Annotated in this window: 18 protein-coding genes, 6 tRNA genes and 1 riboswitch; of the genes, 5 read left to right on the top strand and 19 right to left on the bottom strand. The window is 58.7% G+C overall.

Annotation, left to right across the window (positions count from 1 at the left end; genetic code table 11):
* Positions 1–89: 89 nt before the first annotated feature.
* From CVV65_RS06870 to CVV65_RS06785, 17 genes are all read right to left on the bottom strand, one after another.
* Positions 90–1,547 carry an anthranilate synthase component I family protein gene (locus CVV65_RS06870; protein ID WP_100667500.1) on the bottom strand — a complete coding sequence of 486 codons (1,458 nt, stop codon included), beginning with the start codon at positions 1,545–1,547 and terminating at the stop codon, positions 90–92.
* Positions 1,544–2,152, bottom strand: a complete 609-nt coding sequence (locus CVV65_RS06865) for an anthranilate synthase component II (RefSeq protein WP_100667499.1) — start codon at positions 2,150–2,152, stop codon at positions 1,544–1,546. The genes CVV65_RS06870 and CVV65_RS06865 overlap by 4 nt, the downstream gene beginning before the upstream one ends.
* 247 nt (positions 2,153–2,399) lie before the next feature.
* Positions 2,400–2,476 (bottom strand) — tRNA-Asp (locus tag CVV65_RS06860).
* A gap of 4 nt (positions 2,477–2,480) precedes the next feature.
* A tRNA-Met gene (locus tag CVV65_RS06855) sits at positions 2,481–2,557 on the bottom strand.
* Between the two features lie 6 nt (positions 2,558–2,563).
* Positions 2,564–2,638: transfer RNA gene (locus CVV65_RS06850), tRNA-Glu, on the bottom strand.
* A gap of 1 nt (position 2,639) precedes the next feature.
* Positions 2,640–2,714, bottom strand: a tRNA-Asn gene (locus tag CVV65_RS06845).
* A gap of 20 nt (positions 2,715–2,734) precedes the next feature.
* A tRNA-Ala gene (locus CVV65_RS06840) sits at positions 2,735–2,810 on the bottom strand.
* A gap of 3 nt (positions 2,811–2,813) precedes the next feature.
* Positions 2,814–2,898, bottom strand: a tRNA-Leu gene (locus CVV65_RS06835).
* A gap of 274 nt (positions 2,899–3,172) precedes the next feature.
* Complete coding sequence (locus tag CVV65_RS06830) at positions 3,173–3,538, bottom strand: hypothetical protein (protein WP_100667498.1); 366 nt, start codon at positions 3,536–3,538, stop codon at positions 3,173–3,175.
* A gap of 61 nt (positions 3,539–3,599) precedes the next feature.
* Complete coding sequence (locus CVV65_RS06825) at positions 3,600–4,028, bottom strand: Fur family transcriptional regulator (RefSeq protein WP_100667497.1); 429 nt, start codon at positions 4,026–4,028, stop codon at positions 3,600–3,602.
* Positions 4,029–4,250: 222 nt separating this feature from the next.
* Positions 4,251–5,009 carry a 3D domain-containing protein gene (locus CVV65_RS06820; RefSeq protein ID WP_232796733.1) on the bottom strand — a complete coding sequence of 253 codons (759 nt, stop codon included), beginning with the start codon at positions 5,007–5,009 and terminating at the stop codon, positions 4,251–4,253.
* A 4-nt stretch (positions 5,010–5,013) separates the two neighbouring features.
* A riboswitch (cyclic di-AMP (ydaO/yuaA leader) is annotated at positions 5,014–5,163 on the bottom strand.
* Positions 5,164–5,256: 93 nt separating this feature from the next.
* Positions 5,257–6,267 (bottom strand): stage V sporulation protein AD, encoded by a 1,011-nt coding sequence (gene spoVAD, locus CVV65_RS06810; protein WP_100667495.1) that lies wholly within the window; start codon positions 6,265–6,267, stop codon positions 5,257–5,259.
* A 21-nt stretch (positions 6,268–6,288) separates the two neighbouring features.
* The gene (spoVAC, locus tag CVV65_RS06805) at positions 6,289–6,759 is read right to left on the bottom strand and encodes a stage V sporulation protein AC (RefSeq protein WP_100667494.1); all 471 of its coding nucleotides are present in this window, start codon (positions 6,757–6,759) and stop codon (positions 6,289–6,291) included.
* Complete coding sequence (locus CVV65_RS06800; protein ID WP_100667493.1) at positions 6,756–7,628, bottom strand: DUF421 domain-containing protein; 873 nt, start codon at positions 7,626–7,628, stop codon at positions 6,756–6,758. Before CVV65_RS06800 ends, spoVAC begins: the two co-directional genes overlap by 4 nt.
* A gap of 92 nt (positions 7,629–7,720) precedes the next feature.
* Positions 7,721–7,927: a DUF1657 domain-containing protein gene (locus tag CVV65_RS06795; RefSeq protein WP_100667492.1), complete on the bottom strand. Its 207-nt coding sequence runs from the start codon at positions 7,925–7,927 to the stop codon at positions 7,721–7,723.
* Between the two features lie 80 nt (positions 7,928–8,007).
* The gene (locus CVV65_RS06790) at positions 8,008–9,408 is read right to left on the bottom strand and encodes a sensor histidine kinase (RefSeq protein ID WP_100667491.1); all 1,401 of its coding nucleotides are present in this window, start codon (positions 9,406–9,408) and stop codon (positions 8,008–8,010) included.
* On the bottom strand, positions 9,405–10,091 hold the full coding sequence (locus CVV65_RS06785) for a response regulator transcription factor (RefSeq protein WP_100667490.1): 687 nt from the start codon (positions 10,089–10,091) through the stop codon (positions 9,405–9,407). Before CVV65_RS06785 ends, CVV65_RS06790 begins: the two co-directional genes overlap by 4 nt.
* Positions 10,092–10,232: 141 nt before the next feature.
* On the opposite strand from CVV65_RS06785, the gene CVV65_RS06780 reads away from it, so the two are divergent.
* The 5 genes from CVV65_RS06780 (at position 10,233) to CVV65_RS06760 (ending at position 12,862) form a co-directional block, all read left to right on the top strand.
* Positions 10,233–10,448, top strand: coding sequence for a spore coat associated protein CotJA (locus CVV65_RS06780; protein ID WP_100667489.1), 216 nt, complete (start codon positions 10,233–10,235; stop codon positions 10,446–10,448).
* Positions 10,448–10,711, top strand: a complete 264-nt coding sequence (locus CVV65_RS06775; protein WP_100667488.1) for a spore coat protein CotJB — start codon at positions 10,448–10,450, stop codon at positions 10,709–10,711. The genes CVV65_RS06780 and CVV65_RS06775 overlap by 1 nt, the downstream gene beginning before the upstream one ends.
* Positions 10,712–10,738: 27 nt before the next feature.
* Positions 10,739–11,308: a manganese catalase family protein gene (locus CVV65_RS06770; protein ID WP_100667487.1), complete on the top strand. Its 570-nt coding sequence runs from the start codon at positions 10,739–10,741 to the stop codon at positions 11,306–11,308.
* Positions 11,309–11,394: 86 nt separating this feature from the next.
* Positions 11,395–12,114 (top strand): spore cortex-lytic enzyme, encoded by a 720-nt coding sequence (gene sleB / locus CVV65_RS06765; RefSeq protein WP_100667486.1) that lies wholly within the window; start codon positions 11,395–11,397, stop codon positions 12,112–12,114.
* 49 nt (positions 12,115–12,163) lie between these two features.
* Complete coding sequence (locus CVV65_RS06760) at positions 12,164–12,862, top strand: SGNH/GDSL hydrolase family protein (RefSeq protein WP_100667485.1); 699 nt, start codon at positions 12,164–12,166, stop codon at positions 12,860–12,862.
* Here the strand turns inward: CVV65_RS06760 and CVV65_RS06755 are convergent.
* Both CVV65_RS06755 and CVV65_RS06750 read right to left on the bottom strand, forming a co-directional pair.
* Positions 12,807–14,273 (bottom strand): spore germination protein, encoded by a 1,467-nt coding sequence (locus tag CVV65_RS06755; RefSeq protein ID WP_100667484.1) that lies wholly within the window; start codon positions 14,271–14,273, stop codon positions 12,807–12,809. The genes CVV65_RS06760 and CVV65_RS06755 overlap by 56 nt on opposite strands.
* Positions 14,274–14,397: 124 nt before the next feature.
* On the bottom strand, positions 14,398–15,243 hold the full coding sequence (locus CVV65_RS06750; protein ID WP_100667483.1) for a deoxyribonuclease IV: 846 nt from the start codon (positions 15,241–15,243) through the stop codon (positions 14,398–14,400).
* Positions 15,244–15,273: the final 30 nt, after the last annotated feature.

Here is a 15,273-nt window from a genome sequence, read left to right as displayed (position 1 = left end):
GACCCTCCCGCACACATCCATGGGACTATCATACCATATTTTCTCGGGAGGACATGGGATGTTTCCTGAAAGAACCGACCTCGATGCCATCAGGCTGGAAACAGCGCCTGGTGCAGGGCTGCCAGCTTGTGCCCGCACTCTCGCCACTCCATCTCCGGCACGGAATCCGCTACGATACCCGCCCCCGCTTGCAGATAAAACACGTCCTCGATGTGTACGACGCTTCGGATCATAATGGCCAGATTCACATTGCCTTTCCAATCGATAAACCCCACCGCCCCGCCGTAGGGGCCTCGGTCAAAAGACTCCAACTCGTCGATAATCTCCATGGCTCTGACCTTTGGTGTACCGCTCAGGGTGCCCGCCGGAAACGTGGCCAGAATCGCATGAAGGGGCTTGACGTCCGGCCGCAATTCGCCGTTGACATGAGAAACGATGTGAAAGACGTGGGAGTATTCTTCCACCACCATCAGTTGTTCCACGACCACGGTCCCCGGCCGGCACACCCTCCCCAGGTCATTTCGGCAGAGGTCCACCAACATCAGGTGCTCGGCCCGTTCTTTCTCATCCCCGAGCAAATCTTCCACCAGCCGGCGATTCTCCGCGTCGGTCATCCCCTTTCCCTTTGATGTCCCCGCGATGGGGCGCATCTGGGCCACGCCTCCCTGGACCCGGAGCTGGACCTCCGGGCTGGCTCCGAAGATGCGAAAGTCCCCATAGTCGCCGTAAAACATAAAAGGTGAAGGATTCACCCGGCGCAGCCGGTCGTACACCACCAAGGGATCCGACTTACTCCTGACCCGCAGGCGCATGGAGGGTACGATTTGAAAAATATCCCCATCGGCAATATACTTTTTGGCCTTTTCTACCCGGTGTACAAATTCCTCTTCAGTGACGTCGTGGTACACCTCAATCGCCGGCTCCACATCCCCAGACAGATCTGGCAGATCCTCAATCCCGGATATCCACTTCAAAGCCCGATCGAGATCGTCGCGTTCCTCCCCAAAGCGATGGGCGTAGACCTCGAACTGGTCATCCGTGACATGAATGACCGTTCGGAAAACCCGTAGACGGATGTCATCCAGACGCCGGTCATCCACCGTGGTGTGGGGTAGCCGCTCAAAATATCGAATCGCATCGTAGGCCACGTATCCGAGAAACCCGCCCGCAAAAGCAGGCAGATCCTCGGCTGGCGCAAACACATCCGAAACCGCCGCCAAAACCTCCGCCGGGCCCGCGACCATCTGACCGTCTTTCACCAACCGCTCCTGGTCCAGCCGCGCCCGCACCGTGGCGGTCACCGACTCATCTCCAGAAACTGCGATACCCTCACCTTTGAACCTCAGCTCCAACACGGGGTCCGCTGCCACCACAGCCAGCCGGTGCTGAGCCCGGGGGTCTGACACCGAGTCCAGGAGAAAAGCTCGCTCGGCCCCGATCTCTCCCGCGATCACCCGAAAGAGTGCAAAAGCGTCCGCACCGGCCCGGCGGGGCACCGTGTGGCGCCGGGTGGATACCACGACCTGCAAGCGCTCCACCACGCTCACCGCACACCACCCCCCGCCGACAAAAGGACCGGTTCCGCGTCGGCCACACCGAGAAAATCCGCCAGGATCTTCATCCCGCCATCGGTCAGGATCGATTCGGGATGAAACTGGACCCCGTACACGGGCAAGTCCCGGTGACAGATGGCCATGATTTCGCCTTCCTCACTACGAGCTGTCACTCGAAGCTCCGAAGGTAGGGTGGTTTCATCAACAATCAGTGAATGATACCGAGTGGCGCGAAAGGGATTGGGGAGACGCGAGAAAAGAAAGGAACCATCGTGGAGAATCATCGAGGTTTTTCCGTGCATCGGCCGCCTGGCGTGAACCACGCGCCCTCCGAACACCTCGGCAATGGCCTGGTGTCCAAGACACACTCCGAGCACCGGCACCCGGCCGGCAAATCGTTCGATCACCGCCATCGAAACCCCTGCATCCCGGGGCGTTCCGGGTCCTGGCGAAATCACGACGTGACTGTAGGCGTCAGGATCCAGCTCTTCGGCAGAGATCACATCGTTCCGAAGGACACTTACTGGCATTCCCAGAATCTCAATATACTGGACGAGGTTGTACGTGAAAGAATCATAGTTATCGATCATCAAAACCAAGGGTGACCCTCCTCATCTCGACTCCACTCAGCTCGGCTCTTCTCCGACTCCGCCCCGGGCGAGCGACGCGCCTTCGCTCTCCTTCGGATCCCCCGGATTGGCCTCATTCTATCTTTGCCAATTCTCCCTGTCAAGCAGCTAACCGCAAAGGTGGTGGCACAGCCGTCTGACCCTTCCCTCGCCCTCTTGACCCTGAAGGAGTTCAAACGAAAAAAGCCCGCCTCACGGCGAGCTCTCGGTTTTTTTCTGGCGGAGCTGACGGGATTCGAACCCGCGATCTCCTGCGTGACAGGCAGGCGTGTTGGGCCTCTACACTACAGCTCCAATGTGGTTGCGGGGACAGGATTCGAACCTGCGACCTTCGGGTTATGAGCCCGACGAGCTGCCAGACTGCTCCACCCCGCGACGTTTTGGTGACCCCAGGGGGATTCGAACCCCCGTTACCGCCGTGAAAGGGCGGTGTCTTAACCACTTGACCATGGGGCCTTGGCTCCCCGGGCAGGATTCGAACCTGCGACCACCCGGTTAACAGCCGGACGCTCTACCACTGAGCTACCGAGGAACGCGCCTCGTCCGAGGCATTGGTGGAGGTAAGCGGATTCGAACCGCTGGCCTCTAGAGTGCGATTCTAGCGCTCTCCCAACTGAGCTATACCCCCACGTGGTGCCGAAGGTCGGACTCGAACCGACATGGGTTTCCCCGCACGATTTTGAGTCGTGTGCGTCTGCCAATTCCGCCACTTCGGCATCGCTTCTGAATCCTCGGCACCTGACTGCCGAGTCCGGAGTTCAGTGTCCAAATCCCCGTTCGTCCTCGGGATCTAGACGCAAGGATGATTATATAAGCCAACTCGCCGCCGTGTCAACCCCCCCAATTTATTTTAACAGACGAACATTCCGCAGCACACAAGACGCTGATCCAGACCGCCGCGATGGCAAACCGCCTCCCCGGGCAGGGCCGTAGCCAAGGCTCTCCTTCGCCCTGGACTACGGCTCTCCGTTCCTTCGAATGCCGTTTTCGTCAGTTACTGACGACCCACCGATCCCCTTCTTTGGTCAAAACGAGCACAGCGTTAGGATCATTGTAAAACTGCACCCTCGCCTCGGAACCGGTATTGGAGACCAGCTTCACATTCACTGCGTTCTGATCGAGGTTCTGCCACAACTGTCGCAGGACGTGGTCCGCCTGGCCGCTGTTGCGGAAACTGCTGCTCAAAAACTGACTTGCTTTGTCAAACTGCTGAAGCTCTACGTAGCCGATAAAATTATTCGCCACTGCTACGGGATCTTTGGCTTGTCGAACCGGATCCATCACGAACTGTAAGACGACCAGGAATAATACCCCAAGGACAAAAACGATGCCGGCTACCCTTCGTCCCTGCAACATCTTTCGCCTCCATCGCGATCGGCATGTGCGGCCGAAATTCCTATTCTACTTACCGCCATCCTCAAGAAGGCCGCTGACGGCATTCCCGGCAGAGACCGTGAACCTCGATCCGCTGTTCCGTCACCGCGAAGCCCAGTTCCTCTTCCATCGCCTCGGCCAGCCCGTCCAATTGCGGGTGATAAAAATCGACGATCTTGCCGCAACGGTCACACACCGCATGATGGTGCGGGACCATATTGACATCAAAGCGGCTTGCGTGATCTCCGGCCGTCAGTTCCCGAACCAAGCCCGCCTCCTGAAACGCCCGCAGATTGTTATACACCGTCGCCACGCTCACATTGGGATAGGACGGTTGAATGGCCCGATAAATCTCATCTGCCGTAGGATGCGTTCGATGAGACAACAGGTATTGGAGGATGGCCGTCCGTTGCGGGGTGATGCGAACACCGCGCCCTTTCAACAGACCCACCGCTTCATCGTAGGACCGCATGGCCACCACCTCTCACATCTCTCTAGCTCCCTATAAATATGATTATATGAGAAAACCGCGGTTTTTGCATAGGTTTAAACTGGGAACACTTTTTGTCCATCCTTCGACAAAATCTCTGTCATTCCGACAATCCTTGCATATCCGCCGCCACCCGTCAAAGTTGCTCCGCCTTCAAAAAACAGGGGCCGATTCAGGAACTCCCTGAAAACGGCCCCGCTCCTTTTACTTCCCCAAGACTTGCACAGTCACCTGTTGCATCCCGATGTCGAGCAGTTGTTGCTGATCCAGCGGCAAGAACACGTCGATGCGATTGCCCTTGATGGCCCCTCCCATGTCCGAGGCCACGGCGTAAAAACCGTCCGGCGAGATCCCCGGAGCGTGAAAACCTTTGATCAGCACCCGGGATCCCAGTGGAATCACCCTCGGATCCACGGCCACAACGCCTACCCGCAGAGGCTGGCCAAAGGCATCCACATCCCCATATGGGCCGGAGTTCCCCGGCCCATACACCGTGGCGGTCATGGTCCTGACCGCCACCTGGGAAGGCGCTTGAGCCTGCCGCTGAACCGGCTGTCGGTTCACGGGTTTCACGACTGGCTTCACCGCCGTCGCCGCAGGTTTTGGTGCCGTCTGCCGGACTTCCTTCTTCACGGGAGCCGGCTCGAGAGCCTTGGCGGGCGGTGCGGAGACCTCCGCAGGCCGCCCGTTGCCCTGGGTAGTGTTTTGCGGAGCGGGAGCAGCCGATTCACCCGGCGCCGGGGCCGGCTGTGCCTTGGATCCCTCATCTCCGCGATGCACGGTCACGGTTGCCCCGGCCTCGGTCGGCGAAAGGGAGCGACTCGCCAATCCGGAGACACCGTCACCGCCATCAGATTTGACCGAGAAAGCGTGATACAGGGAGGGACCGAACGCCCCTGTTCCCACCGACTGCATGCCGAACGACAACGATGCCGCCAGCACCAACCATACGGAAGGGCTCACTTGCCTCTCTCCTTTCGGCGGCCTCCGGGGTTAGCTGCCGGGTTCGGTCGAAAGGTCGCCCGATGACCACCGGGTCATTTCACCCCACACATTTGGTTCCCCCGTACGCCACGCCCGGAATTCCGGAACTGTGGCGACTCGGCCGGTCGTTTTTTCAAAGGTCGTGTCCCAGTATACCCGCGACATCCCCGGATATCCATATGAAGTTGGCGGATCTTTGTCCAATTTTTGGGTTCCCTGTAATAAATCACCTATCTCCATCCATGACTAAACTCACCGCGTGACAGATCCCCGGAATGCTGTCCCCTTGTTTAACGCTGGTCGGAGAATGAAGCGCACCGGTCCCGCATAAGAGCACCCTCCGATAGCGACCCTGACGCATCTGATTGACCGCCCACCCGTACATCACCACAGCCGAGCACCCGGCTCCACTGCCCCCGGCGAATGCCCCCTGGTCTTCCCGGTAGATCATCACCCCGCAATCTTCAACCCGTTCGGTTGGCGTAACCCCTTGGCCTTCCAGAAGCTGCTTGGCAAAGGTGAGCCCAACCCGGGCTAGATCCCCGGTGAGAATGAGACCGTAATCGTCGAGACTCCGACCGAGATCCTGCAAATGAGCCACAATGGTCGCCACCGCTGCCGGGGCCTCGGCGCTGCCCATGTCGAAAGGATCCTTCAGTCCCGAATCCACCACCCTGCCGAAGGTGGCCGCCTCCACCCGGGGGCCCGTCCCGGGTTCTAACAAGGCCACACCCGCTCCGGTGACGGTCCGCTGGGCGTAGGGAGGTTTTTGAACCCCATACTCATTGGGAAATCGATACAATTTTTCCGCCGCATATGTGTGACTCACTGCTCCGGTCATCACCCGGTCCACCGCGCCGCTCTCCATCATCATCGCCGACAGGGCCAACCCTTCCACCGTCGTGCCACAGGCGCTGTAAATGCCCAAATACATCGAGCCGAGGGAACTCGCCGCAAAATTCGTGGTGGTGATCTGATCCATCAGGTCCCCGCCGATGTACAGAGGAATGTCTTCTTTCTCCAACTGCGCTTTGCGCATGGCCAGATCCATCGCTTCCTTGAGCAGCGTCCGTTCCGCTTTTTCCCAAGTCTTCTGCCCCATGCGCATATCGTCGTGGAGCCGGTCAAAATACTTCGCTAAAGGCCCCTCCGCCTCTTTTTGTCCCACCACCACCCCGGTGGTACGAATGCCTATCTGCCGTTCGAAGACATAGGTTTGATGGCCTACCCGTCCCATTCCGCCACCTCCTCCCGGTTCTCACGAACCGGCGACCCACAGTGCTTTGACCAAGGCAACGAAAAAAGCTGCAGTCACCCCGAAGGCGAGAATTGGCCCGGCCAATTTAAACATCTGCGCCGCCGTCCCCAGGACCAAGCCTTCGGACCGGTGTTCAATCGCCGCGCTGGCCATTGAATTGGCAAACCCCGTCACCGGAACCGCCGACCCCGCACCGGCCCACTGGGCGAAGCGGTCATAGACACCCAACCCCGTGGCCAAGATTGAGAGAGCGATCAACGTGGCCACCGTGGGACCCGCCGCCATCTCTTTGTCCACGCCAAACCACCGCATCCATCCCGTCTGAATCAGCTGCCCGAGCAGGCAAAGAACCCCGCCGACGAAAAATGCGCGGATGCAGTTTTTCACCAGCGGGACGGGTTTCCGAATCTTCATCACACGTTCCGCATAGGCCCGCTGGGTCGGAGTGGTCTTCGCGTCTTTTGGCCTCACCCTACCCCGCCTCCCCGCAAAAACGGCTCAATTCCCCGAACCACGTGGTCCAGATCTTTAGCCAACTGCTCATATTGCCCTTTAGAAGCCATTTTTTCGCTCTGAAGGGCGAACATCTCAAGATTCGCCTGAGCCTGTTTCAGTAGCGCGAACGTTGCCTGGCGATGGGTTGACGCCGGAACTGGCAGGTTATCGTCATAGAGATCGACATACAGATTCCCTTGGGAATCCACCTGCCCGAGGAACACATTGGATAAGAGGACCCCCTTTCGCTCCAGCTCCGCCAAGAGCCACCCGGGATCCAAATTTGCCTTGGTGAGGGCCTCGTGATTGATGTGGCCGTCCTCGATCACCACGTGAGGTTCATTGCGCAACTCGGCCGGAACCGACAAATCCCGGCGGGTCGGCTGTTCCAAGTCCGCCTTTTTTAGCACAGTCAGCTGTCCGCTTGCCTCGAGCACCGCAAACTCCACGTCGGCCACGTGAAACACGTTGCGCTGGCGCAGTTGTTGCATCAAATCATCAATGGAATACCTCACCTTTCGCAGGTTATCCTCCATCACCTTCCCCTGGCGGATCACCACCACCGGATTGCCATTCAGAAAGCGCCTCACCCATTTAAAATGCAACGCCATATACGACAGGAGAAACGGGAGAAACACCCAGACCATCAGGCTGGAGAATCCCTTCCCCATTTCTCCTTCCAAATTATAGGACAGGTTGGCGGCAATGTCGCCCATGGTGATGGCCGAGACAAAGTCGATGAAGGACAATTGGGAAATCTCCCGTTTGCCCAGGATCTTGGTAAACAGCAGCAGGATGAAAAAGATGACAATGGAGCGTAGGAAAGCGCTGACCGCCCCGTCCACGACAGCCCACCTCCCCGCCGGCCCTGGGGTTACGCGGAGGCGGTTCAGCGGGAACCCGGGTGGAGTTCCCGCTGAACTCCCCGCCTTTGCGATCAGAACCCCTTGTACTCCGGTTCCTGCTGTTCCATCTGCGTCACCCGGCTTTGTAGCGTGTTAATGATCGACTGCGTCTGGGTGGCGGCGTCGGTAAACGCTTTTTTGGCCGCTTTGTCCTGCGTTTGCAAGGCGAATTGCTCCAGGGACGCCTGGGCCGATTTCAGACCTGCTAACGTTTGTTTTACTTGAGACGCCACAGTCACGGATCCCTCACCTCCCGTTGACAGTGTGTCCGGGCTACCGGGATTTCGTGCAGCAGCCCCCTCTGGGAATTCATTCCTCCTCAGTCCTGTTGGTCCCTACGAAAGCCATCAGGGCGGGGAGACGTACGATCGCTGACCGTTAAATCTTTAGGAAGGCGAACGGTAAAGGTCGTGCCTTTTCCTAGCTTGGATTCGACACCGATCCGGCCTCCGTGAGCCTCGACGAACTCCTTGGCAATGGCCAGTCCCAGGCCGGTCCCCCCCTCTTCCCGGGACCGAGCCTCGTCAGACCGAAAGAATCGGTCAAAGATGTGCGGGAGATGTTCCGGCCGAATCCCCGGGCCCGTGTCCGACACAGCCAGGATGGCTTCCGATCCTTCCTGTCGCGCGACGATGCGGATGGCGCCCCCGGTGGGTGTGTAGCGGAGGGCGTTGCCAACCAGATTGACGATCACTTGGGTCATCCGGTGCGGGTCTACGTAGACGGGAATGGAATCGCTCGCTTCCAAAGTGAGGGTAATCTCCTTGGCCTCAGCCTCGATTTGAAAGTTATCAACAATGCGCCCAGCCAAGGCGGTGAGATCTGTCCAGGTTTTTTCAAGGGGAAGTCGGCCGGCTTCGGCCAACGAAAGTTGATGAAGATCCCCGACGAGGCGGGTCAACCGCATCACTTCATCCTGAATAGGGAGTAATGTCTCAGGCTCGGCGCGCTTAACCCCTTGCTGGATGAGTTCCAACTGCCCCTGGATGATAGTCAGCGGCGTCCGCAATTCATGGGCGACGTCCGCCACCAGGTGGCGGCGGGTCTCTTCGATTCTCGACAACTGGAGGGCCATCTCATTAAAAGCCTGGGCCACTTCTCCGAATTCGTCCCGGGTGGCGATGGAAAGCCTCGGCCCGAGGTCCCCCTTTTGAATGCGCCGGGTGGCATCGATGAGCGCCCGAAGGGGTTCGGTGATCCGCCGGGCCAACCAGGCCGCTACGAGCAGGGCCGCCACCGTCGTCAGGATCACGCCGGTCACCGTTGCCAAGGTCATCGAGTGCAAAATCGTACCTTCAATCTTCGCGAGACCCTGGATGTTTTGATCGGACACCCACAGAATCCCCACCGTTTGTCCGGCGACCGTCACCGGAACTTCCCAACCCGTTCCAAGGTCCGGATGGCCGCCGCCCACACCGAGGGACAACACGACCCGTCGTTGAGAATCCAACAGCAAGAATCGCAACGGTTCCTTTTTCGTCGCCAGCTGCTGGCTGACCACCGCCGTCACAAACTGACCAACCCCCTCCCAGGAACCGTCATTTTGCACATAATAATAAGCCAGCAGCTGTTCCCACTGCTGGACCTGGCCCTGGCGGGCCGCCATTGCATACTGCTGAAACAGATGTTTGACATACCCTTGGGAAATGGTGAGAAAAACGGCGGCCATGAACAGGATCAGAGCCGCCATCCCCAAGAACAATTTGTCCCGGACTTTCACAGGCGCTCACCGAATCGGTATCCGACCCCATACACCGTTTGAATATATCGCGGTTCCGCGGGATCATCCTCGATTTTTTTCCTCAAATGACTAACGTGAGTATCCACCGTTCGCTCGTAGTTGAGGTAGGTCTCCCCCAGGGCGCTTTGTAACAGTTGCAGACGGCTGTAAACCGTCCCTGGCCTGGAAGCGAGGGTCACGAGAATTTTGAACTCCGTCGGGGTGAGAACGATCTCCTGATCCCCTTTCCACACCCGGAATTTCGTCTCGTCGATCGTCAAATCACCCCGGCGCAGCACCGAAGGCTCGTCCCCGCCCCCCTGGGTGCGCCGCAACACCGAGCGAATTCGGGCAGCCAATTCCCGCAGGCTGAAGGGTTTGGTGATGTAATCATCGGCCCCCACCTCAAGGCCGACGATCTTATCCGCCTCTTCCGTCCGGGCCGTCACCATGATGATGCCCACGCTGCCCATTCGACGCAGCTCCCGACAAACATCGAGGCCGCTCATCTCGGGCAACATCCAGTCCAGGACCACGAGGTCCGGTTGATGTTTCTGAAAAACCTCCAGGGCCTCCCGGCCGGTTTGGGCGGTAACGATTCGGAACCCCTCCCCTTGCAGGAACGTCGCCATGACGTCCAGGACCCGCGGTTCATCGTCCACCAACAAGAGCGTCGCTTCCATGTCGACCCCGTCCTTTACCCTCGATTGATGTCATTATACCGGACAATCTTGAAGAACTGTTGAAGAAAGGCCCAAATTCGGGGCTCTTGCCCGTCCTTTCGCATAGTATGGCGTGAACAATGCCCAGCGGGAGGGAGTGCCGTGTTCACCCAACAAAAAGTGTACTACCCTTATGTGAGTCCCCACGATCCTTGTGCGCCCATCCGACAAAAATTCTACCAAACGCCTCCAGAGCTGTACCTGGGATTTCAGCCACCGGGTCTGCCCCAATACCCAGCCCGGGAGGCCCTGCACCGGGGGACCCTGTGGCCGGCGTTATACAGCCCGTACGGGGAACCCCATCGGGGGGATCACTGATGAAACCACCCGTACCCGAAGAGTATTACCAGTGGCTGGAACAGCTGCAAACGGTCGATTTTGTGTTGATGGAGTTGCATTTGTACCTGGACACCCACCCGGGGGACGTCCAAGCGCTCCAGCAATACCGAGCGTGGAACGAGCGCCGGAAAGCCATCGCGGCCGGGTTCGAAACACGGTTCGGACCCTTGACCGCCGGGGGCAACGGGCGGTCCGCCCATCATTGGGAATGGGTGGAAAGTCCTTGGCCCTGGCAAGTTTAACCTGGGCGCTGACGAGGAGGGATGACGATGTGGGTATATGAGAAAAAGCTGCAATACCCGGTCCGGGTGAGCCAGTGCAACCCACGGCTCGCCAAATATTTGATCGAACAGTACGGCGGAGCGGATGGGGAGTTGGCCGCCGCTCTCCGATACCTCAATCAGCGTTACACCATTCCCGATCGGATCGCGGGCCTGCTTACGGACATCGGAACCGAAGAGTTTGGTCACCTGGAGATGATCGCCACGATGGTGTACAAACTCACCAAAGATGCGACCCTGGAACAGTTGCGAGAAGCCGGGCTCAGCGACCACGTGGCAGACCACGGACCGGCACTCTTTTACCACAACGCGGCTGGAGCGCCCTTTACCGCCACCTATATCCAAGCCAAAGGAGACCCGATCACCGACTTGTATGAAGATATTGCCGCCGAAGAGAAAGCCCGGGCGACGTACCAATGGTTGATCGACATGTCCGATGATCCGGATGTGAACGACGCCCTGAGATTTCTGCGGGAGCGGGAAGTGGTCCACTCCCAGCGATTCCGAGAGGCCGTTGAAATCTTAAAACAGGAGCGGGAACAGCCACATATTTTCTAATTCCAGTTCCCGGCGATTCCTTTGACGGGGTTCCGTATGACCTCGCCTCCTTCGGTTCAGATTAATCGACGAAGGAGGTCGGGACCGTGCGCAGAGCCATTCATTTCGCGGCCGCGATCCTCATCGCGGTCCTTTGTTTATGGGGGAGTGTAGCCCCTTCCGCTCAAGGGTTCGCCAACTGGAACTGGAACATGATGCGGGGCAGTCGGGGTGCGGACGTGACGGAGCTGCAGGGCCGGCTCCGCTATGTGAACTATTACCACGGAGCCATCGACGGGGTGTTCGGATGGCAGACCTATTGGGCCGTGAGAAATTTCCAACGCGATGTCGGTCTGCGAGTGGATGGGATCGCCGGTCCCGCCACCAAAGCGGCTCTCGTGCAAAGGTCCCGGGGATACCGACCGGCCCCCGCCCAAACTTCGGCCCCGCCGGCCACCGGTGTGGGGCGATTTTCCGCCCGGGACATCGATCTGTTAACCCGGTTGGTCTACGGGGAGGCCCGGGGAGAGCCCTACGTCGGCCAAGTCGCCGTCGCCGCCGTGGTCCTCAACCGCCTGGAAGATCCCCGTTTCCCCCACACCATCCCGGGGATCATTTTTCAACCCGGGGCCTTTACCTCCGTCTCGGACGGACAGATATGGCTCACCCCCGACAGCGAGGCCAGAAAAGCGGCCCTGGACGCCATCCGGGGGTGGGATCCCACCGGCGGAGCGATTTACTATTTTAACCCGGCCACCGCCACCTCCCGTTGGATTTGGTCCAGGCCCCAAATTAAACAGATCGGCCGGCACATTTTTACGCGATAAGAACGAACGCGTCGGGCTCGAAACAACGGCCGCCAGAGGAGGTTCGCCGATGAACGCCAAACCCCTCTATTACATCGCCCTGGGAGATTCCATCACCGCAGGCAAAGGCGTGCCCGAGGGGGCGGCTTATCCCAACGTATTGTTTCGCCACCTGCGCCACAGCCCGGACTGCCTCCTGGAAAATCTAGCCATCTCCGGGTTGACCAGCGGCGAGTTGCTCACTTTGGTGAGAAACCGATTCGCCCAGCGGCTGGCGCCGGCCAACTGCATCACCCTGTCGATTGGCGGCAATGACCTCCTGCGGCGGCTCATCACCGGTCACCGCAATCCCTACAGCTATGTACGAGCTGTCCAGCAGCTCTGGCCCACCGCCGCTACCCTCATGGCGGAGATCCGGCGGCACGCCCCTTCCGCCCGGGTATTTGTTCTCGGCTTTTATAATCCTTATCCGGCGTCTTGGCGGGGCTTTCGCACGACGGAGTGGCTGATCCGGCGCCTGAACTGGGAGTACGCCGCCCGGGTCGCCGGACCGTGCGTAGAGTTTATCAACCTGCAGGAGATCCTGCCCAGGGCCTCTCAGGGGTGGCTGTGCGACGGCGTTCATCCCACGGTGGCCGGACACCGCCGGATCGCCGGAGCACTCTTTGACGCCTATCGGAAGACTTTGCCTGAAGAGTTGGGTTCTGGTCGCCTCATCCCGTCCGCTTATCGGGGTCCACGGGGTGTAAAGCCGAAATCCGCGTCTTAATATCTGGCAAAGGCTCCCGGACGAGCATTTGTTTGAATCCGTAAAAATGAAAGGGCAGGATCGGCCAAAAGTACGGGACTCCAAAGGATCGGCTCCTCCCGAGAAGCGCAAACCAGCCGAGGATGCCAACGACGCACCCCCACGGACCGATCAGCGTGGTCAGGATGAGGAGCATCATTCGGACCAGGCGGTTGGCGGCGGCAAGCTCGGGACTGGAGGTCGCAAAGGATGCCACAAAGGTGACGGCCATGAACACCATGACTTCGGCGCTGTAAAGCCCTACCGTCACGGCGGTTTGGCCAAAAATGACGCCGGCCACGATGCCGAGGGCGTTGCCCAGTGGCATCGGGGTATTGATCACCGCCCGACGAAGAATATCCATACCCATCTCAGCAAAGACCATTTGCATCCAGATCGGAATAGAGCTCTCCTTATGGGGCACCACCCAATGAAGCGCAGGCATCGACGGGGCCAATTGGATCAGGGCCAGCCACACCGGAGGCAGCAGTACCGACAAAATAACGCTCAGCAGCAAGATCCATCGCATATATGTACCGCTGAGGGGAGTCTGATGGTAATCCTCCGGGTGCTGCACGTGGTCCACAAAGGTGGTGGGAAGAATGATCACCTCCGGGGACGTGTCCACGAAGATGGCCATATATCCCTGTAACAGATGGGTCGCCACCACATCCGGCCGTTCGGTGTACCTGGCCATGGGATAGGGGTTCCATTTGTTGTCGATGAGGAACTCTTCGATCGACTGTTCCGCCATCGGGATCCCATCTACCCGGATCCCTTGGATTTTCTTCCGAACCGCGGCCAACAGATCCGGATTCACGATGTCGTTGATGTAGACCAAACACACATCCGTCTTCGAGCGCTGTCCCACCTGATGCAACTCGAAGCGAAGCCCGGGGTCCCGTAACCGCCTGCGCGTCAAGGCGACGTTCGTGACCAGGGTTTCTGTATATCCGTCCCGCGGGCCTCGAACCACCCGCTCCACGGCGGGATCATCCGGGTTTCGCGCCGGATAAAGGCGGGTGTCCACCAGGATGGCCTCGGATTGCCCGTCGACAAAAATGGCGATGGGCCCGGACATGATGTTGATCAAGGCCTTTTCGAGGTCCTTGGTCCGATCGACCTGAACAAAAGGCAGTTCAGCGTAGATCGCATCTCCCAGGGCCTTGGTTCCGTGCACTTTATTTTCCGCCAGCCGTTGGGCGACCCTTTCCACCGCTTTGACGATGTCAAACACGAATAAACTCTGGAAAAATCCGTTTAAGCCGTACACGGCCAGGCGCATACCAGAGAAATCGATGGGCCGGTACAGGACGTCAAAACTTACACCCACGCCGAGAGTTTGGTTCACTTCCTCTACGACGCGGTCCAATTCGGCATTGATCGGCCGCACCGCACTGCCTCCCTTTCTTCATTCCCCCAGTTTCTCCCGATCCCGGGGCTAATAATCGGAAAGGGAAGCAAGCCGGTCCAAGTTCTCGTGCGCCGCCAGCCCATTTCACCCGTATGCTTCGATATCAGTCGATCTGAGGCAGCGCATCAGTCTCTCCCCTCAGGTAGGCAATTTCTTCTCCGTAGTGGCCTTCCGGCGTTTCCAGGATCAAAGGCATGTCCCGCAGCACCTCATGGTGGCAGATCCGCCGCAGCGCTTCGGCCCCGATGGAACCGTGCCCGATGTTTGCATGCCGATCCTTTCGGGAGTCAAAGGGGTTTTTGCTGTCATTAATATGAAACACCTTCAGGCGCTCAATGCCGATCACATCGTCAAAGGTATAAAGGACTTTGTCAAAATCCTCCACGATGTCGTATCCCGCGCTGTACCAGTGGCAGGTATCCCCGCACACTCCGAGGCGATCCGAACGTTCCACCCGGTGAATGATCTCCGCGATTTCTTCAAATCGACTGCCCACCTTCGATCCATCTCCGGCCATCGTCTCCAGGAGCACCATCGGCCCCTCCGCCGCCTCATCCAGAATCCGGTTGAGCCCAGTGGCAATCCGTTCGATGCCGTATTCGATCCCCGCCCCGGTATGGGAACCCGGGTGAAAGACAATCCAAGGAATCTGAAGATAGGCGGTGCGGTCGATGTCCTCCCGCAACAGGCCGATTCCGTACTCCCACGTGTCGTCTTTTGGACTGGCCAAATTGATCAGGTAAGGCGCATGCACCACCGGATCGCCAATCCCGTGTTCTTTCATCAACGCCCAGGCTTCATCCCGATGGAATTGTTCGATGGGTTTGGCCCGGCCCCCCCGATTGGAGCGAGTGTAAATCATGAGGGAAGTGGCTCGGTATCCGATGGACTCCTCCACCGCTGCCAGCAGACCCGTTTTCGCAATGGACACATTGGCCCCGATTTTCATCGTCAATCACCTCGTGGTATGAAAGGTCGC

This window comes from Kyrpidia spormannii (assembly GCF_002804065.1).
Classification (GTDB): Bacteria; Bacillota; Bacilli; order Kyrpidiales; family Kyrpidiaceae; genus Kyrpidia; species Kyrpidia spormannii.
The sequence above is the reverse complement of the archived record's forward strand: the minus strand, read 5'-3'. Positions and strand labels throughout refer to the sequence as shown.

Bases quoted from the DNA above. Each gene is read 5' to 3' on its own strand.
- CVV65_RS06830 (WP_100667498.1), bottom strand. From the start codon at position 3,538: ATGTTGCAGGGACGAAGGGTAGCCGGCATCGTTTTTGTCCTTGGGGTA.
- CVV65_RS06825 (WP_100667497.1), bottom strand. From the start codon at position 4,028: ATGCGGTCCTACGATGAAGCGGTGGGTCTGTTGAAAGGGCGCGGTGTT.
- spoVAD (WP_100667495.1), bottom strand. From the start codon at position 6,267: ATGGGACGGGTAGGCCATCAAACCTATGTCTTCGAACGGCAGATAGGC.
- CVV65_RS06785 (WP_100667490.1), bottom strand. From the start codon at position 10,091: ATGGAAGCGACGCTCTTGTTGGTGGACGATGAACCGCGGGTCCTGGAC.
- CVV65_RS06775 (WP_100667488.1), top strand. From the start codon at position 10,448: ATGAAACCACCCGTACCCGAAGAGTATTACCAGTGGCTGGAACAGCTG.
- CVV65_RS06770 (WP_100667487.1), top strand. From the start codon at position 10,739: ATGTGGGTATATGAGAAAAAGCTGCAATACCCGGTCCGGGTGAGCCAG.
- CVV65_RS06760 (WP_100667485.1), top strand. From the start codon at position 12,164: ATGAACGCCAAACCCCTCTATTACATCGCCCTGGGAGATTCCATCACC.
- CVV65_RS06750 (WP_100667483.1), bottom strand. From the start codon at position 15,243: ATGAAAATCGGGGCCAATGTGTCCATTGCGAAAACGGGTCTGCTGGCA.